This window comes from Blastococcus sp. CT_GayMR16 (assembly GCF_004570875.1).
Lineage (GTDB): Bacteria > Actinomycetota > Actinomycetes > Mycobacteriales > Geodermatophilaceae > Blastococcus_B.
In genome coordinates this window covers 23,053-41,768 of sequence record NZ_SPQK01000015.1, presented here as the reverse complement: position 1 = coordinate 41,768, position 18,716 = coordinate 23,053, and the positions used below count along the sequence as shown (strand labels likewise).

At 73.4% G+C, this 18,716-nt stretch carries 22 protein-coding genes; 13 read left to right on the top strand and 9 right to left on the bottom strand.

The features are described 5' to 3' along the window. Positions 1-16: 16 nt before the first annotated feature. The 4 genes from E4P38_RS15735 to E4P38_RS23240 form a co-directional block, all read right to left on the bottom strand. Positions 17-529 carry a hemerythrin domain-containing protein gene (locus E4P38_RS15735; RefSeq protein WP_135132893.1) on the bottom strand — a complete coding sequence of 171 codons (513 nt, stop codon included), beginning with the start codon at positions 527-529 and terminating at the stop codon, positions 17-19. 29 nt (positions 530-558) lie between these two features. Beyond that, complete coding sequence (locus tag E4P38_RS15730; RefSeq protein ID WP_135132892.1) at positions 559-2,094, bottom strand: alpha/beta hydrolase; 1,536 nt, start codon at positions 2,092-2,094, stop codon at positions 559-561. Positions 2,095-2,196: 102 nt separating this feature from the next. Further along, a complete protein-coding gene (locus tag E4P38_RS15725) occupies positions 2,197-2,529 on the bottom strand; it encodes an FCD domain-containing protein (protein WP_209309136.1) in 333 nt (110 codons plus the stop codon). Further along, positions 2,517-2,705 carry a GntR family transcriptional regulator gene (locus E4P38_RS23240; protein ID WP_209309135.1) on the bottom strand — a complete coding sequence of 63 codons (189 nt, stop codon included), beginning with the start codon at positions 2,703-2,705 and terminating at the stop codon, positions 2,517-2,519. The genes E4P38_RS15725 and E4P38_RS23240 overlap by 13 nt, the downstream gene beginning before the upstream one ends. A 136-nt stretch (positions 2,706-2,841) precedes the next feature. On the opposite strand from E4P38_RS23240, the gene mgrA reads away from it, so the two are divergent. After that, entirely contained in the window at positions 2,842-3,873 is a 1,032-nt protein-coding gene (gene mgrA / locus E4P38_RS15720; protein WP_135132891.1) for an L-glyceraldehyde 3-phosphate reductase, read from the top strand. Positions 3,874-3,877: 4 nt separating this feature from the next. Here mgrA and E4P38_RS15715 read toward each other — a convergent pair whose 3' ends face one another. Beyond that, positions 3,878-4,432, bottom strand: coding sequence for a bifunctional adenosylcobinamide kinase/adenosylcobinamide-phosphate guanylyltransferase (locus tag E4P38_RS15715; protein ID WP_245161061.1), 555 nt, complete (start codon positions 4,430-4,432; stop codon positions 3,878-3,880). A 71-nt stretch (positions 4,433-4,503) separates the two neighbouring features. Between E4P38_RS15715 and E4P38_RS15710 the strand changes: the two genes are divergently transcribed. The 3 genes from E4P38_RS15710 (at position 4,504) to E4P38_RS15700 (ending at position 7,305) form a co-directional block, all read left to right on the top strand. Continuing rightward, on the top strand, positions 4,504-5,784 hold the full coding sequence (locus tag E4P38_RS15710) for an alpha/beta fold hydrolase (protein ID WP_135132890.1): 1,281 nt from the start codon (positions 4,504-4,506) through the stop codon (positions 5,782-5,784). Between the two features lie 76 nt (positions 5,785-5,860). Beyond that, entirely contained in the window at positions 5,861-6,745 is an 885-nt protein-coding gene (locus tag E4P38_RS15705; RefSeq protein WP_209309134.1) for a lysophospholipid acyltransferase family protein, read from the top strand. Further along, a complete protein-coding gene (locus E4P38_RS15700) occupies positions 6,742-7,305 on the top strand; it encodes a DUF4334 domain-containing protein (protein WP_135132889.1) in 564 nt (187 codons plus the stop codon). Before E4P38_RS15705 ends, E4P38_RS15700 begins: the two co-directional genes overlap by 4 nt. A gap of 2 nt (positions 7,306-7,307) precedes the next feature. Here E4P38_RS15700 and E4P38_RS15695 read toward each other — a convergent pair whose 3' ends face one another. From E4P38_RS15695 to E4P38_RS15685, 3 genes are read right to left on the bottom strand one after another with little or no spacing between them, the layout of a single operon-like run. Then, positions 7,308-7,709 carry an arsenate reductase ArsC gene (locus tag E4P38_RS15695; protein WP_135132888.1) on the bottom strand — a complete coding sequence of 134 codons (402 nt, stop codon included), beginning with the start codon at positions 7,707-7,709 and terminating at the stop codon, positions 7,308-7,310. Beyond that, on the bottom strand, positions 7,706-8,434 hold the full coding sequence (locus tag E4P38_RS15690) for an aquaporin (protein ID WP_209309133.1): 729 nt from the start codon (positions 8,432-8,434) through the stop codon (positions 7,706-7,708). The genes E4P38_RS15695 and E4P38_RS15690 overlap by 4 nt, the downstream gene beginning before the upstream one ends. After that, complete coding sequence (locus E4P38_RS15685) at positions 8,431-8,799, bottom strand: metalloregulator ArsR/SmtB family transcription factor (protein ID WP_135132887.1); 369 nt, start codon at positions 8,797-8,799, stop codon at positions 8,431-8,433. Before E4P38_RS15685 ends, E4P38_RS15690 begins: the two co-directional genes overlap by 4 nt. Positions 8,800-8,904: 105 nt before the next feature. Between E4P38_RS15685 and E4P38_RS15680 the strand changes: the two genes are divergently transcribed. The 3 genes from E4P38_RS15680 (at position 8,905) to E4P38_RS15670 (ending at position 10,803) form a co-directional block, all read left to right on the top strand. After that, positions 8,905-9,387: an ArsI/CadI family heavy metal resistance metalloenzyme gene (locus tag E4P38_RS15680; protein ID WP_135132886.1), complete on the top strand. Its 483-nt coding sequence runs from the start codon at positions 8,905-8,907 to the stop codon at positions 9,385-9,387. Positions 9,388-9,419: 32 nt separating this feature from the next. Continuing rightward, entirely contained in the window at positions 9,420-10,376 is a 957-nt protein-coding gene (locus tag E4P38_RS15675; RefSeq protein ID WP_135132885.1) for a hypothetical protein, read from the top strand. A 76-nt stretch (positions 10,377-10,452) separates the two neighbouring features. Further along, positions 10,453-10,803 carry a hypothetical protein gene (locus tag E4P38_RS15670; protein ID WP_135132884.1) on the top strand — a complete coding sequence of 117 codons (351 nt, stop codon included), beginning with the start codon at positions 10,453-10,455 and terminating at the stop codon, positions 10,801-10,803. An 18-nt stretch (positions 10,804-10,821) separates the two neighbouring features. On the opposite strand, the gene E4P38_RS15665 is transcribed toward E4P38_RS15670, so the two are convergent. Further along, a complete protein-coding gene (locus tag E4P38_RS15665) occupies positions 10,822-11,775 on the bottom strand; it encodes a LysR family transcriptional regulator (protein WP_135132883.1) in 954 nt (317 codons plus the stop codon). Between the two features lie 117 nt (positions 11,776-11,892). On the opposite strand from E4P38_RS15665, the gene E4P38_RS15660 reads away from it, so the two are divergent. From E4P38_RS15660 to E4P38_RS15635, 6 genes are read left to right on the top strand one after another with little or no spacing between them, the layout of a single operon-like run. Continuing rightward, positions 11,893-12,780: a xanthine dehydrogenase family protein subunit M gene (locus E4P38_RS15660; RefSeq protein WP_135132882.1), complete on the top strand. Its 888-nt coding sequence runs from the start codon at positions 11,893-11,895 to the stop codon at positions 12,778-12,780. A gap of 2 nt (positions 12,781-12,782) precedes the next feature. Continuing rightward, a complete protein-coding gene (locus E4P38_RS15655; protein WP_135132881.1) occupies positions 12,783-13,283 on the top strand; it encodes a (2Fe-2S)-binding protein in 501 nt (166 codons plus the stop codon). Next, positions 13,280-15,682 carry an aerobic carbon-monoxide dehydrogenase large subunit gene (locus tag E4P38_RS15650; protein ID WP_135132880.1) on the top strand — a complete coding sequence of 801 codons (2,403 nt, stop codon included), beginning with the start codon at positions 13,280-13,282 and terminating at the stop codon, positions 15,680-15,682. Before E4P38_RS15655 ends, E4P38_RS15650 begins: the two co-directional genes overlap by 4 nt. Further along, entirely contained in the window at positions 15,682-16,569 is an 888-nt protein-coding gene (locus E4P38_RS15645) for an XdhC family protein (RefSeq protein ID WP_135132879.1), read from the top strand. The genes E4P38_RS15650 and E4P38_RS15645 overlap by 1 nt, the downstream gene beginning before the upstream one ends. After that, positions 16,553-17,488, top strand: a complete 936-nt coding sequence (locus tag E4P38_RS15640; protein WP_135132878.1) for a MoxR family ATPase — start codon at positions 16,553-16,555, stop codon at positions 17,486-17,488. Before E4P38_RS15645 ends, E4P38_RS15640 begins: the two co-directional genes overlap by 17 nt. Beyond that, the gene (locus E4P38_RS15635) at positions 17,481-18,668 is read left to right on the top strand and encodes a VWA domain-containing protein (RefSeq protein WP_209309132.1); all 1,188 of its coding nucleotides are present in this window, start codon (positions 17,481-17,483) and stop codon (positions 18,666-18,668) included. Before E4P38_RS15640 ends, E4P38_RS15635 begins: the two co-directional genes overlap by 8 nt. Positions 18,669-18,716 lie beyond the last annotated feature (48 nt).

The following is an 18,716-nucleotide window of genomic DNA, read 5'->3' as shown; positions in this document are numbered from 1 at the left end:
GCCCTGGTCGGCGCGCTCAGCTGTGCTCGGCGACGTAGGTCTCCGGGTCCTCGTCCTCCGGCGTGATCCCCCGGGAGGCGTGCTGGTTCTCGTAGACGATGAACTCGACGGCGATCTCGTGCCGGGTCTGCAGGTCCGCGTGCTGCCGGAAGTCGACGAGGTCCTCGCGCTCCTCCTCGGCCATGTGGTCGCTGTTGGCCTCGTCGCAGTCGCGGACCGCCGTCCACCAGGACTCGGAGCCGACCTCGTGCTTCGCCGCCTCGGCGATGGCGTCCCGGATCTCGTTGTGGTCCTTGATCGCGTCCTCGGTCTCGCTCTCCGCGCTCTCGGCGTCACCCCCGCCGGTGCCGACCTTCAGCAGCCGCGGGTAGAAGAACAGCTCCTCGGCCTTCGCGTGCACCTCCAGCAGGACGGTCAGCCGCTCCCACACCGCGGCGAGCCCGGCCGGGTGGTCGGCGAGCTCGTCGAGCAGCGCGAACGTCCGCCGCTGCTCATGGTGCTGGGTGAGGATCAGCTCGGTGATGTCCACCCGCGGCGGCTACCCCTCGCCACGGTCGGCTAGTCACAGCCGACGCCGGCGATGTCGTCGTCCACCTGGCGGCCGGACGCCGTCGCGATGTCGTAGCCGGAGCAGAAGTAGAAGGACAGGCGCTCGGCGCGGTCCAGAGCCACCGACTGCCAGGTCCCGGTCGAGTCCGGCTCGAGGTAGTCGAACGACGTCGCCAGCAGCGCGCCGTCGGCCGCCGGGTCGTGCTGCAGGTACTTCCCGAGCCAGGCCTGCGTGTAGTGGCTGGCCACGGCCTGCCCGTACCGCGACGCCGGCAGCACGTAGGCGATGTCGGTGTACTCCAGGTGCGTGGACGCCCGGGGGACGATCACCATCGAGTCGACGCCGGCCGCCGTCCAGCCGTCGTAGCCGGTGGCGAGCTCACGCCGCGGGTCCGGTGCCTGGTCCGGCGAGCCGACCCCCGAGGGGTCGAAGAGTCCGGAGTTGGCGAAGTAGGGCGCGACGGTGAAGCCGTACTCCGACTGCACGCCGAGCGCCGGCACCGTCGGGACGAGCGGCCCCTGCGCCTCGAAGGGCTCCGAACCGCGGATGGACGCCTCCGTCGAGAGCTTGTCGAGGGCGACGACCGCCTGCACCCGCTCGTCGACGCCCTGCACGTAGGAGACCGCGAGCGCGCCGAGGGAGTGGCCCACCAGCGCGAGCCGCGTCGTCCGGCCGGGGGTCGCCGTCGCGGTGTCGGGTGAGCGGTCGAACTGCTCCCACAGCGGGTTGAACGCGTCGACGTCGGCACTCCCCGCGCCGGGGTTGCCGTACGGCGCGGACGGCGTCGACAGGAAGAAGTCGATCGCGTCCTCGGTGCCGTAGACGAAGTTGGCCGTCTGCTGGGACGGGACGCCGGGGCACGCGGTCTCCTCGCCGGCGAGCGGCGCGGCGGCGAGGTCGCAGTAGGGGAGGTCCTCGACGTCCCCCTGGTGCGGGAACGTCTCGGTCCTGCCCTGCCCCTGGACGTCGTAGGTCAGGACGACGTAGCCGCGCTCGGCGAGGTCCTGCGCCAGCCACCAGTACATGCGCTCGCTGCCCTGCACCGAGCCGGTCGTGATCACCACGCCGGGGAATGGGCCCTCGAGGACCTCGCCGGTGTACGGGTCACGGGCGCCGGGGAGCGGCGCGAAGACGTCGCCCTGCACCAGCGCGCCGTAGCGGTCGGGAAAGGAGACCGGGGTCATCTGCCCTCGACTACCGGCCCAGTCCGCGCGGTAGGGGTTGCCGCTGTTCCAGCCCGGCACGGCCATCGCGGGGGTGAGGGCCGGGCGGTTCGGCCGGGCCGCCTGCGCGAGCAGGTCGGCGGCGAAGACCGGGCCGATGTGCCCGGCGCTGGCCACCCCGTACTGCGGCGACAGCTGCCCGTCCGGTGCCGTCTGCCGGCCGTAGGCGTCCGCGATGTTCTGCGCGTCCCGGGCCAGGTACTCCGGCGATCCGGGGGTGGGATCCCCCGGGGCGGCAGCGGCGCCGGACCCCCCGGCGACGACCACGGCGCAGGTGAGGCCCGCTGCGACGGCGGCACGGACGAGGCGGGGACGGCGCATGCTGGCTCCTTGCTCGGCGGCGGGCAGGGCGGGTCTGCCTTCTCAACGAGCCGGCGTGGAAGGGGTTACCCCCGTTCACATCTACCTTCGGGACGGGGCCGCTCAGGCGTCGGTCTGGCTCAGGCCGATGATCACGCTGCGCAGGTGAGCGCGGACCGCCTCCTCGGCGGCGGCCGGATCGCGGCGGCACACCGCCCCGATGATGGCCAGGTCCCCGCGGAGCGATACCTGAGGGCGGCCGGCGCGCAGTGCGACCCGCTGTTGGTGCCGGGCGCTCTGGCCCTCCAGGCGGTCCAGGAGTTCGGTGGCGACCGGCTGCTGGGACAGCTCGAGGATGGTCCGGTGCAGGTCCCGGCTCCGCGAGGAGTACGTGAGGGGCTCGCCGTCGGCCACCGCCGCCTGCAGCTTCCCCCCGAGGTCGTTCAGGGGATCCACTCGGTCGACAGTTCGATGAGTGCAGCCCGGACGGCGGCCCGGGTGACGCCGTAGGACTCGGCGAGCTCCGCCTCCACCAGGCGCTGGCCGGGGGAGAGATCTCCCTGCATGAGGGCCTTCCGCAGGGCATCGACCCCGACCTGCGTCCCGGCCGCCCCCTCGAGCGCAGTCGTCACGTGCCGGTTCTGGCACGGCTCCTGACCGACTTCGGCGCAGATATCGTTGACGATTCCGCGGGCAGCGGGGCGATGCCATCGACTGTGGGGGCTGGCCCCCGTGCGGTGGAGGTTGCCGACCAGGAACGATGCACGTATGAACTACCGCGCAGCCGACTCCCGCTACGACTCGATGACCTACCGGAGGACCGGGAACAGCGGCCTGGACCTGCCGGCGATCAGCCTGGGGCTGTGGCAGAACTTCGGGGACGACGTGCCCTTCGACCGGCAGCGGGCGATCCTGCGCCGTGCTTTCGACCGGGGCGTCACCCACTTCGATCTGGCGAACAACTACGGCCCGCCCTACGGCTCCGCGGAGACCAACTTCGGCCGGCACTTCGCTGACGACTTCGCCCCCTACCGCGACGAGCTCGTCCTCTCCACGAAGGCCGGCTACGACATGTGGCCGGGCCCGTACGGCCAGGGCGGCGGCTCGCGCAAGTACCTGCTGTCGAGCCTCGACCAGTCGCTCACGCGGATGCGGCTGGACCACGTCGACATCTTCTACTCCCACCGGCCCGACCCGACCACGCCGCTCGAGGAGACGATGGGCGCGCTGGACACCGCCGTCCGGTCGGGCAAGGCGCTCTACGCCGGCATCTCCTCCTACTCACCCCAGGAGACGAGACGGGCGGCAGCCATCCTCGCCGACCTCGGGACGCCGCTGCTGATCCACCAGCCCTCGTACTCGATGCTGAACCGCTGGATCGAGACCGAGGGCCTGCTCGACGTCCTCGAGGACGTCGGCGCCGGCTGCATCGCGTTCTCACCGCTCGCCCAGGGGATGCTCACGAGCAAGTACCTCGACGGCATCCCCGAGGGCTCCCGGGCGACCCGGGGCGGGTCGCTGTCGACCGACCTGCTCACCGACGAGGCGCTCGGGCACATCCGCGCGCTGAACGAGATCGCGCAGCAGCGGGGGCAGTCGCTGGCGCAGATGGCGCTGGCCTGGGCGCTGCGGGACCGGCGGGTGACCACCGTGCTCGTCGGCGCCAGCAGCGTCGACCAGCTCGACCAGAACCTCGACGCCCTCGACGGCCTCGCCTTCGCCGACGACGAGCTCGCCGCGATCGACCGGCACGCGGTCGACAGCGGGATCGACCTCTGGGCGGGCCCCCGGACGGCCTGAGCTCTCAGCGCAGGCGCTGCGGCAACCCGGCGGTGATCAGCCAGACCCGGGACGAGGCTTCCGCCACGCGGGCGTTGAGCACGCCGAGCTCGTCCCGGAACCGCCGGCCGGACGGCGTGGCCGGCACGACCCCCGAGCCGACCTCGTTGCTCACCGCGACCACACGGCGGCGCGTTCCCGCCCAGGCGGACACGAGTGCGTCCACGGCCTCGGCGAGCCGGGTGTCGGCGTCGGGCGCCTCGGACCAGATCCCGCAGTCGTCCATGACCCGCGCCAGCCAGGTCGTCAGGCAGTCGAGGAGCACCGGGGGCCCCGGCCGGGCGAGGACAGCCGGGACGTCGACGGTCTCGATGGTGGCCCAGGACGCCGGCCTGCGGCTCCGGTGCAGCGTCACGCGGTCGGTCCACTCGCGGTCGCTCCCGTCGGGCACCAGCCCGCAGGCCACGTAGTCGACCGCGCGTTCGCGGGCGAGGAGCTGCTCGGCGAAGGAGGACTTGCCCGAGCGCGCGCCGCCCAGCACGAGGGCCTGCCGGGGCCGGCGCAGGTCTCCGATCGCCACCCGGCCAGCATGGCTGTCCGCGGTGCGGCAGTCTGGAGGCGGGTCCGGAACGGCAACGTGGGGGGAAGTTCATGCGCTCGGACGAGGTCACCGGTATCTCCCAGCTCGCCCGCACGACTCTGCGGGGCGGCACCTCACGCGTCCACGAGCTGCACCAGGGCATCGCCGACCGCGCCTTCCGCGCTGTCGGGCCGGCCGCCCGGCCCGTCCAGGTCGTGCACGACGCGATCTCCGAGCTGGGCTACTCGGGTTTGCGGGTGGCGCTCGGCGTGGGCGCGCGAGCCGTCGGGGAAGTGGCCTCCCTGCGGGCCAGCGGCCGCGACCTCGACACCGACCGCGCCGGCCGGGTCGCGCTGGCGATCCTCAACGGGGCGCACGGCGACCTGCTCGTGCGCGAGGCCCCCGCCCTCGCGCTGGACATGACCGTGCGGGTGGGCGGCCGGGCGGTGCCGGCGGAGACGCGTGCGCTCGAGGAGGCGTTCCCCGGGGCGACCGGCCGGCTCGCCGTCTTCCTGCACGGCCTGACCGAGAGCGAGGACTCCTGGGGGTACGGCGCCGAGAAGCACCACGGCGACCGGGCGGTCACCTACGGCAGCCAGCTGCAGCGCGACCTCGGGCTGACCCCGGTCTACCTGCGCTACAACACCGGCCTGCACATCTCCGAGAACGGCCGCTCCCTCGACGCGCTGCTGACCGCGCTCGTCGGCGCGTGGCCCGTCCCGGTCCAGGACGTCGTCCTCGTCGGGCACTCCATGGGCGGCCTGGTCGCCCGGAGCGCCCTGCACCAGGCCGGCGGCGGGACGGCGGAGGCGCGCGGCTGGACCCACCTCGTCCGCGACACCGTCACCCTCGGCTCCCCGCACCTCGGGGCGCCGCTCGAGCGTGGCGTCCACCGGCTCACCGCACAGCTGGCCCGGCTGCCGGAGACCCGGCCGCTGGCCCGGCTGCTGACCCTGCGGAGCGTCGGGATCAAGGACCTCCGCCGCGGCACCCTCGTCGACGCCGACTGGACCGACCGCGATCTGGACGCGCTCACCCCCGGCGCGCACACCCATGTGCCGCTGCACGACGGCGCGCGGCACTTCGTCGTCCTGGCCACGTTGAGCCGCAATCCGGAGGGCCGGGTAGCGGATCTGCTGGGCGACCTGCTCGTGCCGCCGCGCAGCGCGAGCGGCGACAGCGGGGACGACGACCGGCTGGCCTTCCCGCCCGACCACGTGCACCGGGTCGGCGGGATGCACCACTTCGACCTGCTCAACCACCCGCGGATCTACGAGCGGATCCGGCAGTGGCTCGAGCAGCGGCCGGAGGGGCCGCGGCCGGGCGCGCCCGAGGTGCCGACGGAGCCCTGAGCAGGCATCCTGTCGCGGACCGCGTGACCACCAGGGCGCTCGGCCGTTGTTCCTTCGACGACGAGGGAGACAGAACGTGGGCAATTCTGCTGACGCCACGCAGGACCAGAACATCCTCCAGCGGCTGATCGGCTGGCGGGTCGGGGCGGCCATGGAGCCGCACCCGCCGAACGACACGCTGATGAAGGTGCAGCAGCCGTTCTACGACCTGCTCAACAAGTTCTACTTCCGGCTCGAGGTCGACGGGTGGGAGCGGGTTCCCGACGAGACCTCGCTGGTCATCGGCGTCCACTCCGGTGGGGCGCTGACGATGGACGCGTGGACGCTGGTGAACGCCTGGCACGTGCACTTCGAGGGCAAGCGGCACCTGCACGGCACCGCGCACGACGTCCTGTTGGCCACCCCCGGCCTCGGCGACTACTTCCGGGCCGTCGGCGTCATCGCCGCCAACCGGAAGAGCGTGGGCGCGGCGCTGGCGCAGGGCGAGGACGTCGTCGTGTGGCCGGGCGGCGAGGTGGACTCGATGCGCAGCTGGACCAAACGGGACGTCGCCACGCTCGGTGGGCGCACCGGGTTCGTGAAGCAGGCCATCCGGTCCGGCGTCCCGATCCTGCCCGTGGCCACGGTGGGCGGGCACGACACCGTGTTCGTGCTGAACGAGGGCAAGTGGCTGGCCAACGCCCTGGACAAGGTCCTCGGCCTGAAGGAGACCCTGCGCGGGTCGAACCTGCCGATCATCGCGGGCTTCCCCTTCCCGATCGCGGTCGAGATCCTGCCGGCCCACGTGCCGCTGCCGGCGAAGATCCGGACCGAGCTGCTGGACCCGATCGAGGTCGACTCCGATCCTGACCGCGTGAACGACAAGGCCTACGTGCAGAAGATCTACGACCAGGTGGAAGCGGAGATCCAGGCCGGCATGGACCGGCTGGCGGCCAAGCGGAAGCTGCCGGTCCTGGGATGACGACCACCGACGACGTGCGAGCGGCGGACTGGCTCGATACCCACCGCGACGGTGCCCGGCCGGAGGAGGCGCTGGCGTACTTCGACTCGCTCCCCGTCGTCGAGCCGAAGGAGATGCTCGGCCGGTGGCGGGGCAGCGGGCTCCCGACCGGTTCGCCGCTCGACGGGCTGCTGGAGGCCTACGGCTGGTACGGCAAGGAGTTCCTGGACGACGAGTCGGTGCACCCGCTGCTGTTCACCGACCGGTCGGGGCGGCCCCGGCCGGTCGACCCGTCGCCGCTCCCGATCGGCCTGCTCCGCGACTACGCCGGGTTCCTGCAGATCTGGCCGCTGCGCGTGGCGTTCACCCGCATCCGGCCGCTGCTCTACACCGGCAAGCCGAAGGCCCGCCTCCGCGAGGTGACCCACCGCGGGGTCGTCACGGCGGCCCTGGTCTACGACGCGCTGCCGATCATCGACGTCTTCCGGCGGGTCAGCGACGACGTCCGGCTCGGGGCCATGGACATGCGCGGCCTGCCGTCGCCCTTCCTGTTCGTGCTGCGCCGGGACGACTCGGGCTGAGCTCAGACCCCCAGCTCGGCGAGCAGGCCGCGGATGCGCTTCTCGATCTCGTCGCGGATCGGGCGGACTGACGCCACGCCCTTCCCGGCCGGGTCCTCGAGGTCCCAGTCGAGGTAGCGCTTGCCCGGGAAGATCGGGCAGGCGTCGCCGCAGCCCATCGTGATGACCACGTCGGACGCCTCGACCGCGTCGGTCGTGAGCACCTTCGGCCGCTGGTCGGAGATGTCGACGCCGACCTCGGCCATCGCGGCGACCGCCGCGGGGTTGACCTGGTCGCCGGGGACCGAGCCGGCCGACCGGACCTCGACCGCGTCGCCGGCCAGGTGCCGCAGCCAGCCGGCGGCCATCTGCGAGCGGCCGGCGTTGTGCACGCACACGAACAGGACGCTGGGCTTCTGGGTCATGGGGTCTCCCTCGTTTCGTGCGGGACGACGACGGCATCGGCGACGGCGCCGACCGTGGGGTAGAGCACGGCCACGACGGCGACCCCGGCCGCGCCGCCGACGAGCTGCATCAGCAGGAACATCGGGACCGACGCCGGGGCGATGCCCGCGAAGGTGTCGGACAGGGTGCGGGCGAGGTCGATCATCGGGTTGGCGAAGCTCGTCGACGACGACCACCAGTAGGCCGCGGCGATGTACGCGCCGACGGCGAACGGGGCCGCCGCGGCCCGACCCGCACGGACCAGCGCGAAGATCAGCACGACCAGGCCGAACGTCGCGACCGCTTCCGACAGCCACAGTCCGCCGGCCGAGCGGTCCGTCGTGGCGACCGACACCGCGGGCAGGTCGAACATCAGGTTGGCCACGACAGCGCCGACCACCCCGCCGACCAGCTGCGCCGGGAGGTAGACCGCGACCTGCCGGTTGGTCACCCCGCCGAAGAACCGGTCGGCCAGGGTGACCACCGGGTTGAAGTGCCCGCCGGACACGGGCCCGAAGGCGAGGATCAGCGCGACCAGGCCTGCTCCGGTGACGAGTGCGTTCTCCAGCAGCTGGAGGCCGACGTCGTTCGGTGAGAGCCGCTGGGCGGCGATGCCCGAGCCGATGACCACCGTGACCAGGCCGGCGGAGCCGAGGAACTCCGCCAGCGCCTGCCGGGCCGTGCGGGTCAGGCGCAGACCGCTCACGCCGGGACGAGGGCGGCGGTGTCGAACAGGTTGGCCACCGCGCCCAGGGCGCCCGGTCGGACCGCGTAGTAGACCCACACGCCGCGCTTGTCGCGGTCGAGCAGGCCGGCCGAGTGCAGCACCTTGAGGTGGTGGCTGATCGTGGCCTGGGTGAGGTCGAAGGCGTCGTTGAGGTCGCAGACGCAGGCCTCCCCGCCCTGGCTCGCGGCGATGAGACTGACCAGCCGCAGGCGGACCGGGTCGGCCAGCGCCTTCAGCAGCGGCGCCACCTGCTCGGCCTGCGCGGCCGACATGGGGGTGCCGGTCAGCGGGGTGCAGCAGGCCAGCCCGGGCTCGCTCATCGTCGTCTCCTCGACCGTGGACATCGTCGTCCATCATAACGATGCTCATCGTATTGACAAGCATCAATGTCCAGTGGTGATATGTCGGCAGACATCGACGAGCGTCGATGTGCTCTCCGAGGAGGAATCATGTCCCGTGTCCAGCTGGCCCTCCGCGTCGCCGATCTCGACGCCGCAGTCGCCTTCTACTCCCGCCTCTTCGACGCGGTCCCGGCCAAGCGCCGGCCGGGCTACGCGAACTTCGCCATCACCGAGCCGCCCCTGAAGCTGGTCCTGCTCGAGGGCGAGGCCGGCGAGCCCACCCGCATGGACCACCTCGGGGTCGAGGTCGCCTCCACCGACGAGGTCACGGCGGCGACCGGCCGGCTGGCCGAGGCCGGCCTCACCACGCGGGTGGAGGACAACACCACCTGCTGCTACGCCGTCCAGGACAAGGTGTGGGTCACCGGTCCCGGCGGGGAGCCGTGGGAGGTCTACACCGTGACCGGCGATGCGCGCGCCGACCTCGAGGGGCGCACGGAGGTCGAGCTGTCGGCCGTGTCCGGCGACGGCACGTGCTGCGCGTCCGAGGGGTCCGACACCGACGCCCGTCTCGCCACCTCCTGCTGCTGACGGAGCCTCGCCACGCATGGCAGGGTCGCGGCGTGGAACTCGACGAGGTGGCCGACGAGCTCTACGCCGTCCCGCCGGAGGACTTCATCGACCTGCGGAAGACGCGCCAGGACGAGGCGAAGGCCGAGGGCGACAAGACGCTGGCCAAGGACATCGGTGCGCTGCCCAAGCCGTCGGCCGCGGCCTGGGCCAGCAACCTCCTGGCCCGCGAGCAGCGGGCGGAGATCGAGGGCCTGGTCGAGCTCGGGAACCTGCTCCGCGAGGCGCAGGAGAACCTCGCCGGGGACCAGATGAAGGCTCTCGACGTTCAGCGGCGGCAGCTGATCGCCGCGCTGACCCGGCAGGCGCGCGCGCTGGCCCACGAACGGGGCCATCCGATCAGCACCTCGGTCGCGACCCAGGTCGAGGAGACCCTGCGGGCGGCCATGGCGGACCCGGAGGCGGGGGAGGCGCTGCTGACCGGCCGGCTCACGTCGCCGATGTCCTACACCGGCATGGGGACGACGGTCTCGCGGCCGGACCTGCGCCTGGTCCGCCCCCCGTCGGTCGAGCGCACTCCGCCACCGCGTACAGCCAAGCCCGCGGCTGACCGCTCGCTTTCCTCGGCCGACGAGCGCAAGCGGGCCCGGGAGCAGGAGCGGGAGGAGGCCCGCCGCGCGGCCGAGGACCGGCGCCGGCGGGAGCTGGCCGATGCCCGCAGGGCCGCCGAGGAGGCCACGGCACAGGCCGAGGAGGCGCAGGCGGCGGCCGACGACGAGCGTCAGCGGATCGAGGAGCTCGAGGCGAGACGTAGGTCCCTGGAGGCGCGGGTCGCCGAGCTCGCCGACCAGCTCTCCTCCGCCGAGGGCGAGGCCGCCGAGGTGGCGGGGCAGCTGAAGCGGGCCGACCGCCGGCGCAAGAGCGCCGAGCACGAGGCCGCCGAAGCGGTGGTCGCCCGGGAGCGGGCCCGCGCCCGGGTCGAGGAGCTCGCCGGCGACGAGGAGGGCTGAGGCCCGGCCCCTCTTGCCCGGTCGCCGAGCGGGGTCGACACTCCGGGCACCCTGCCCGACGACGTGGAGGACCGCCGTGAGCGCACCCCAGGAACCCGGTACGGAAGGCACCTCCGCAGACCACTCGCGCAGCGGCGAGGACATCGCCGAGGCGATCGAGGTCGCCGAGCGGGGCAGCTCGGTGCAGGAGGTGCACGACCGCGGCACGGAGAACAAGACGGGGGAGGCGCCGGTCGAGCAGAGCGCGGGAGACCCGGAGATGACCGAGGGGCAGGTCGTCCTCGGTGAGGGCGAGCCCGGGCGGCACCGCTCCGTCGGGCTCGACCCGGAGGCGGGCAGCTCGGGCGCGGCGCAGTCGGCGCCCGGGGCCCGGGTCTCCGACCGCGTGGCCGCGGGGGAGCCGCCGCCGCCGGATCCGTCCAGCTAGCCCCTGCGGCGGGGCCGTTCAGCTCCACAGCTCCACCCGCACGGTCGGCCGGGCCCGGTCCTGACGGCCCGGGCGGGACAGCAGCGCGCTGGTGGCGTCCGGTGTCGTGAGGAAGCGCTGCAGAGCCCGGGCCGCGCTGGTCGCCCGTCCCTCCCCCGGGATCGTGGCCCACCAGAGGCCGGTGACCGGCGTCCCCTCGACGGGCAGCCGGACGAGCGTGCCGTTCCGGAGGTCGACGGCGACGGCGTGACCCAGGGCGAGCAGCAGCCCCGAGCCCGACCGGACGACGGCCAGGGCGGCGGCCTCGCTCTCGTGCTCCTCGACGTCGGGCAGGAGTCCGGCGCGGTCGGCCCAGCGTTCTTCCTCGCTGCCCGCCTCGATGCCTCCCGGGCCGGTCAGCCACGGAGAGCGGGCGAGGTCGGCGGCCCCGAGCCGGGCCCGGCCGCTCAGCGGGTGACCGGGCGCGGCGACGACGATCCGCTCGTACCGCAGGAACGGCACCGACTCGGTCAGGGAGCCCGGTGCCGGTGCCGGGCGGACGCCCAGCACGATGTCGGCGACGTCCTCGGCCAGCGCCGTCGCCGCGCAGTCGGTCGACCCCACGGTGAGGTCGACCGCGGTCCGGTTCACCCGCCGGGTGAACGCCGCCACCACCGCGCCGGCGACGTGCTCGGCGCACGCCGCCGTCGCCAGCACCCGCAGGTGGCCTGCTGTCGACGCCTGGCCCACCTCACGGCGGGTCCGGTCGGCGAGCCGGACGAGTTCGCGGGCACGGGTGGCCAGTGCGCGGCCACCGGGGGTGAGCGAGATGCCCGTGCCGGTCCGCCGGAAGAGCGGGTCGTCGAGATCGGCGCGCAGGGCCGCGACCGCCGCCGACACCGCCGGCTCGCTGACGCCCAGAGCGTTCGCCGCCGCCCGCAGCGAGCCGAGTTCGGCCACCAGCGCGAAGGTCCGGAGCTGGGCGAACGTCATGATCGGCCACCCTCATAAGCGATCGGTTATGACGATGTTGACAGTGACCTGGGTCACGGACAAGCTCCGCAACCACCAGGGCTCCAACGACGGGGTCCTCGGGAAGGGGGTTCCCCCGTGCAGGTTCCGGCCCCGTTCGACTACGTGCGCGCGACCAGCGTCGACAACGTCCTCGAACTCCTCGAACGACACGGCCCCGAGTCCCGGGTCATCGCCGGCGGGCACAGCCTGCTGCCGATGATGAAGCTGCGGCTGGCCCGGCCCGAGTGGCTGATCGACATCAACGACCTCACCGAGCTGCGGCACATCACCGTGGACGGCGACTGGCTGCGGGTCGGGGCGCTGACCCGGCACGCCGACCTGCTGGCCTCCGAGGTCGTCGGGCGGCTGTTCCCGATGGTCCACGACGCGGAGAAGGTGATCGCCGACCCGGTGGTGCGCAACCGCGGCACGATCGGCGGGTCGCTCGGGCAGGCCGACCCGGCGGAGGACCTCACCACGGTGTGCGACGTCCTCCGCGCCCAGGTGTTCATCACCGCGCGCGGGGGTGAGCGGACCGTCGACATCCACCAGTTCCACCGCGGTCCCTACGAGACCGCCTGCGAGCAGCACGAACTGCTGACCGAGATCCGCTTCCCCATCGGCGTCCGGCAGGGCAGTGCCTACGAGAAGGTCGAGCGGCGGGTCGGCGACTGGGCGGTCGGCGCCGCCGGCGCCGCACTCTGGATGGCCGAGGACGGCACCATCGCCGACGCCACGATCGGCCTCACCGCCCTCGGGCTCGAGGGACTGGCCGTCGACGCCGCCGCCGTACTGGTCGGCCAGCGCCCCAGCGAGGACCTCTTCGCCGAGGCCGCCGACCTGGCCCGCGCCGCCAGCTCACCGATCGAGGACCAGCGGGGCCCGGTGGACTACAAGCGCCACCTCGCGTCCGAGCTCACGGTGCGTGCGTTGACCAAGGCGCTCGACCGCGCCGCCCACTCGACCGCCGTCCAGGGAGGCTGACCATGCAGGTCACGATGACCGTCAACGGGACCGAGGTCACCCGCGACGTCGAACCGCGGCGGCTCCTCGTGCACTACCTGCGCGAGGACCTGGGCCTGACCGGCACGCACTGGGGCTGCGACACCAGCAACTGCGGAGTCTGCGTGGTGCTGGTCGACGGGGAGCCGGTCAAGTCCTGCACCCAGCTCGCTGCCATGACCGCCGGGCACGAGGTGCGGACGGTCGAGGGCCTGGCCGAGGGCGCGACGCTGGACCCGGTGCAGCAGGGCTTCATGGAGGAGCACGGGCTCCAGTGCGGCTTCTGCACCCCCGGGATGATGCTGACCGCCCGCGCCCTGCTCGACCGCGAACCCGATCCGGACGAGGACGTCATCCGGGAGGCCATCTCCGGCCAGATCTGCCGCTGCACCGGCTACGCCACGATCGTCCGCTCGATCCGGTGGGCCGCGGAACACCCGGCGACCACCTCCGATGACGCCGCCGCACAGGAGGTGCCGGCATGACCGCCGTCGAGGACCGCCCCGCGCGCGAGGCCAACCCCGCCGCCGGTGCGGCGGACCGGCCGATCGGCTTCGGCCGGATCCAGCGCAAGGAGGACCCGCGGTTCGTCCGGGGGAAGGGCAACTACCTCGACGACATCGTGCTGCCGGGGATGCTGCACGGCGCGATCCTGCGCTCGCCGCTGGCGCACGCCCGCCTCGTGTCGATCGACACCACCGAGGCGCTCGCCCATCCGAAGGTGCGCGCGGTCATCACCGGCAAGGACCTCGAGGGGCTCAACCTCGCCTGGGCACCGACCCTGTCGGCCGACGTCCAGGCCGTGCTGGCCACCGACAAGGTGCGGTTCCAGGGGCAGGAGGTCGCGTTCGTCGTCGCCGAGGACCGCTACTCCGCCCGCGACGCCCTCGAGCTGATCGACGTCGAGTACGAGGACCTGCCCGTCGTCATCGACGCGCGCCGGGCGCTGGACCCCGGTACCGCCGTCATCCGCGACGACATCGAGGGCCGCACCGACAACCACATCTTCGACTGGGAGGCCGGTGACGCCGCCGCGACCGACGCGGTGTTCGCCGCCGCCGACGTCGTCGTCAGCGAGGAGGTGATCTATCCCCGCGTGCACCCGGCACCCATGGAGACCTGCGGCGCGGTCGCCGACTACGAGCCGATCGACGGGAAGCTCACCCTCTACGAGACCACCCAGGCGCCGCACGCGCACCGCACGCTCTTCGCGATGGTCGCCGGCATCCCCGAGCACAAGATCCGCGTCGTCTCGCCCGACATCGGCGGCGGCTTCGGCAACAAGGTCGGGATCTACCCCGGCTACATCCTCGCGGTCGTCGGCTCGATCGTGACCGGACACCCGGTCAAGTGGGTGGAGGACCGGTCGGAGAACCTGATGTCGACCTCGTTCGCCCGCGACTACATCATGAAGGGCGAGGTCGCGGCCACGAAGGACGGCCGCATCCTCGCCGTCCGGACGGACGTGCTCGCCGACCACGGCGCGTTCAACGCCACCGCACAGCCGACGAAGTACCCGGCCGGCTTCTTCTCCATCTTCACGGGCAGCTACGACCTGCAGGCCGCGCACTGCAAGGTCACCGGCGTCTACACGAACAAGGCCCCGGGTGGGGTCGCCTACGCCTGCTCGTTCCGGGTGACCGAGGCGGTGTACCTCGTCGAGCGGATGGTCGACGTCCTCGCGCGCAAGCTGGAGATGGACCCGGCCGAGCTGCGGCTGAAGAACTTCATCCGCCCCGAGCAGTTCCCCTACGCCAACAAGACCGGCTGGGAGTACGACTCCGGCGACTACGAGCCCACCATGCGGCTGGCCATGGAGATCGCCGGCTACGACGACCTGCGCCGCGAGCAGGTCCAGAAGCGGGCCCGGGGCGAGCTCATGGGCATCGGGCTGGCCTTCTTCACCGAGACCGTGGGCGCCGGCCCGCGCAAGCACATGGACATCGTCGGTCTCGGCATGGCCGACGGCGCCGAGGTGCGCGTGCACCCGACCGGCAAGGCCGTCGTACGGCTGTCGGTGCAGAGCCAGGGGCAGGGCCACGAGACGACGTTCGCGCAGATCCTGGCCGAGGAACTGGGCATCCCGCCCGAGGACATCGACGTCGTCCACGGCGACACCGACAACACACCGTTCGGGCTGGGCACCTACGGCAGCCGGTCCACGCCGGTCAGCGGTGGCGCGGTCGCCCTGGCCGCCCGGAAGGTGAAGGACAAGGCCCGCGCGATCGCCGCCGCGATGCTCGAGACGCGTCCCGAGGACCTCGAGTGGGAGAAGGGCCGCTGGTTCGTGACGGGCGACCCGAGCGTCGGGAAGACGATCCAGGAGATCGCGCTCGGCGCGCACGGCACGGTCGCGCTGCCGGAGGGGATCGACGGCAATCTCGACGCGGAGGTCACCTACGACCCGCCGAACCTGACGTTCCCCTACGGCGCCTACATCTGCGTCGTCGACATCGACAAGGGCACCGGCAAGGTGAAGGTCCGCCGGTTCGTCGCCGTCGACGACTGCGGCACCCGGATCAACCCGATGATCATCGAGGGGCAGATCCACGGCGGCCTGACCGACGGCGTCGGCATGGCGCTGATGGAGTTCATCGGCTTCGACGAGCAGGGCAACTGCCTCGGCGGGTCGTTCATGGACTACCTGATCCCCACCTCCATGGAGGTGCCGGACTGGGAGACCGGGCACACGGTCACCCCCTCGCCGCACCACCCGATTGGCGCGAAGGGGATCGGGGAGTCCGCCACCGTCGGGTCGCCGCCGGCCGTGGTGAACGCCGTCGTCGACGCCCTGGCGCCCTTCGGTGTGACCCACATGGACATGCCCTGCACGCCGGCGCGGGTGTGGGAGGCCATGCAGGGCCGGGCCACCCCCCCGATCTAATGTCCGTCACCGACACCGCGGCGGCGCTGACCCGCAGCCGGGAGCCCTTCGTGCAGGCGACCGTCGTCCGGGCGCAGAAGCCCACCAGCGCGCACGCCGGTGACACCGCGCTGGTCCGCGCGGACGGGTCCATCGACGGCTTCGTCGGCGGCACCTGCGCGGAGGCGTCGGTGCGCGAGTACGGGCTGATGACGCTGTCGACCAACGAGCCGCTGCTGCTGCGGATCGTCCCCGGCGACGTGGCGGGCGAGAGCGAGGAGGGGACGGTCACCGTCGCCAACCCCTGCCTGTCCGGTGGTGCGGTGGAGATCTTCCTCGAGCCGCGGGTGCCCGCGCCGCGGATGCTCGTCGTGGGGGACAGCCCGGTCGCCGAGGCCCTCGTCGACCTCGGCATCCCGCTGGGCTTCGCCGTCGAACTGGTCGTCGGTGAGGTGGCCGAGCCCGCCGCCGACGACGCCGCGCTCGTCGTCGCCTCGCACGGGCGCGGGGAGGAGCCGGCGCTGACCGCCGCGCTCCGGCTCGGGGTGCCTTACGTCGGCTTGATCGCCAGCCGGATCCGCGGGGCCGCCGTGCTGGCCGCGCTGGACGTCACCGACGAGCAGCGCAGCCGCGTGCACAGCCCGGCCGGGCTGGACATCGGCGCGCGGACCGCGGCGGAGATCGCCCTGTCGGTGCTGACCGAGCTGGTCGCCGAGCGCCGGGCCGCGGAGCGGCACGCTCCCGCCCCGGTACCGGCGAGCGCGACCGACCCCGTGTGCGGCATGACGGTCGCGGCGGTCGACAGCTCACCGCACGTCACCATCGACGGGACGACGACGTGGTTCTGCTGCGCCGGCTGCCGGACCGCCTTCGTCGAGGACCCGGCCCGGTATGCCCCTGCCCCCTGAGGTGGTCACCGCGGCGGCCCGCGCGGGCGCCGGCGAGGAGGTGCAGGCCCGCATCCCGGACGTCGCCACGCTGGCCGGCGCACTGGACGGGGTCGACTACCTCGCCGACCCCGGGCTGGCCACGGCGTTGTTCCTCGGCGTGCGGCTTCCCCAGCCGTTGCTGCTGGAGGGCGAGCCGGGCGTCGGCAAGACCGAGGCGGCCAAGGCGCTGGCCCGGGTGCTGGACACCCCGCTCTACCGGCTGCAGTGCTTCGAGGGCATCGACGCCGGCGAGGCCCTGTACGAGTGGAACCACCCCCGCCAGCTGCTCGGCATCCGGCTGGCCGAGGCGCGCGGCGCCCCGCTGGCCGAGGACGACCTGTTCGGGCCGGAGTACCTGCTGCGGCGGCCGCTGCTCCAGGCGATCGAGCACCCCGGCCCGCGACCCGCCGTCCTGCTGCTCGACGAGATCGACCGCGCGGACGCGGAGTTCGAGGCGTTCACCTTCGAGGTGCTGGCCGAGGCCGCGGTGACGGTGCCGGAGCTGGGCACCATCCGGGCGGCCCACCCGCCGGTCGTCGTCCTCACCTCGAACCGGACCCGCGACCTGCACGACGCGCTCACCCGGCGCTGCCTCTACCACTGGATCGACTATCCGGATCCGGAGCGGGTGGCCGAGATCGTCCGCCGTCGGGTGCCCGGCAGCGCGGAGCCGCTGGCCGTGGCGGCCGCGTCGGCGGTCACCCGGCTGCGGTCGCTGGACATGGTCAAGCCGCCGGGGATCGCCGAGGTGATCGACTGGGTGGCGGCGCTGAGCCTGCTCGGGCTGACCCGGCTGGATCCTCCCGCCGTGGAGGCCACCTGGGGGTCGGTGCTCAAGAACCGCGACGACCAGGAGCTGGCCCGCACCCGCGGTGCGGCCTGGCTGGCCGGTGCCTGAGCTCCCGTCGATCGGCCCGGGCCCCCTCGCGGTCGCCCTGACGACGGCGCTGCACCGGTCCGGTCTCCCGGTGACGCCGGAACGGGCGGCCGGACTGGCGCGGGCGCTCCGGCTGGTGCCGCCGCTCGACCGCGTCGCGCTGTACTGGACCTGCCGGGTCGCCCTGGTCACCGACCGGGCCCAGCTGCCGGTGTTCGACGCGGTCTTCTCGGCGATCTTCGACGGGCGCCTGGACCCGGCCGACAGCCGGGGCGACCCCAACGCGCCGCCGCCGATCGGCGCCGAACCGCGTACCCGGCCCGCACCGCCGGACGACCGGCCCAGCACGCCGGGGGAGTCGGGCGGCGCGGCCGGGTCCGCCGCCGGCGAGGGGGAGGACACCGAGCGCGAGGCGCTGCTGGCCGTCGCGTCGACCGAGGAGCGGCTGCGGCAGACGTCGTTCGCCGATCTGACCGACGAGGAGCTCACCGGCGTGCGCGAGCTGGTCCGGCGGCTGGTGCTCAGCACACCCGAGCGGCGCAGCAGGCGGGTGCGACCCCGTCGGCGCGGGGAGCGGCTGGACCTGCGGCGGACCGTGCGCGCGGCGCAGCGCACCGGTGGGGACCCGGTCCGCCTGGTGCGCGCGCACCGCCGCACCCAGCCCCGCCGGCTGGTGCTGCTCTGCGACGTCTCCGGCTCGATGGAGCCCTACACGCGGATCTACCTGACGCTGCTGCAGGGCGCGGTCGCCGGGGCGCGTGCGGAGGCGTTCGTGTTCTCCACCCGGCTGACCCGGCTCACCCGGGAGCTCTCGGTGCGCGACCCGGACCAGGCGCTCGCCCGCGCCGGGGCGACGACGTCGGACTGGGCCGGCGGCACCCGGCTGGCCGAGGGCATCGGCCGGTTCGTGGCCGGTCACGGGAGGCGGGGGCTGGCCCGCGGCGCGGTCGTCGTCGTCCTCTCCGACGGCTGGGCGACCGACGACCCCGAGGAGGTCGCCGAGGCCATGCGGCGGCTGCGCCGGCTGGCGCACCGGGTGGTCTGGGTCAACCCCCGGAAGGCCGCACCCGGCTACGCACCCCTGGTCGGCGGGATGGCGGCCGCGCTGCCCTTCTGCGACGCGTTCGTCAGCGGGCACAGCCTGGCGGCACTGGAACAGGTGGTGTCCGCGGTGGCCGAGGAGCGCCCGGGCACCGGGTGACGGCTGGGACGACGGCGCGGACGACGGGAACTCCCGCGTCCCCGTTCC

Coding starts and splice junctions, on each gene's coding strand:
- mgrA (WP_135132891.1), top strand. CDS start 2,842: ATGAACTACCGCGCAGCCGACTCCCGCTACGACTCGATGACCTACCGG.
- E4P38_RS15700 (WP_135132889.1), top strand. CDS start 6,742: ATGACGACCACCGACGACGTGCGAGCGGCGGACTGGCTCGATACCCAC.
- E4P38_RS15640 (WP_135132878.1), top strand. CDS start 16,553: ATGCCCCTGCCCCCTGAGGTGGTCACCGCGGCGGCCCGCGCGGGCGCC.
- E4P38_RS15655 (WP_135132881.1), top strand. CDS start 12,783: ATGCAGGTCACGATGACCGTCAACGGGACCGAGGTCACCCGCGACGTC.
- E4P38_RS15650 (WP_135132880.1), top strand. CDS start 13,280: ATGACCGCCGTCGAGGACCGCCCCGCGCGCGAGGCCAACCCCGCCGCC.
- E4P38_RS15645 (WP_135132879.1), top strand. CDS start 15,682: ATGTCCGTCACCGACACCGCGGCGGCGCTGACCCGCAGCCGGGAGCCC.
- E4P38_RS15695 (WP_135132888.1), bottom strand. CDS start 7,709: ATGACCCAGAAGCCCAGCGTCCTGTTCGTGTGCGTGCACAACGCCGGC.
- E4P38_RS15685 (WP_135132887.1), bottom strand. CDS start 8,799: ATGTCCACGGTCGAGGAGACGACGATGAGCGAGCCCGGGCTGGCCTGC.
- E4P38_RS15730 (WP_135132892.1), bottom strand. CDS start 2,094: ATGCGCCGTCCCCGCCTCGTCCGTGCCGCCGTCGCAGCGGGCCTCACC.
- E4P38_RS15665 (WP_135132883.1), bottom strand. CDS start 11,775: ATGACGTTCGCCCAGCTCCGGACCTTCGCGCTGGTGGCCGAACTCGGC.
- E4P38_RS15680 (WP_135132886.1), top strand. CDS start 8,905: ATGTCCCGTGTCCAGCTGGCCCTCCGCGTCGCCGATCTCGACGCCGCA.
- E4P38_RS15710 (WP_135132890.1), top strand. CDS start 4,504: ATGCGCTCGGACGAGGTCACCGGTATCTCCCAGCTCGCCCGCACGACT.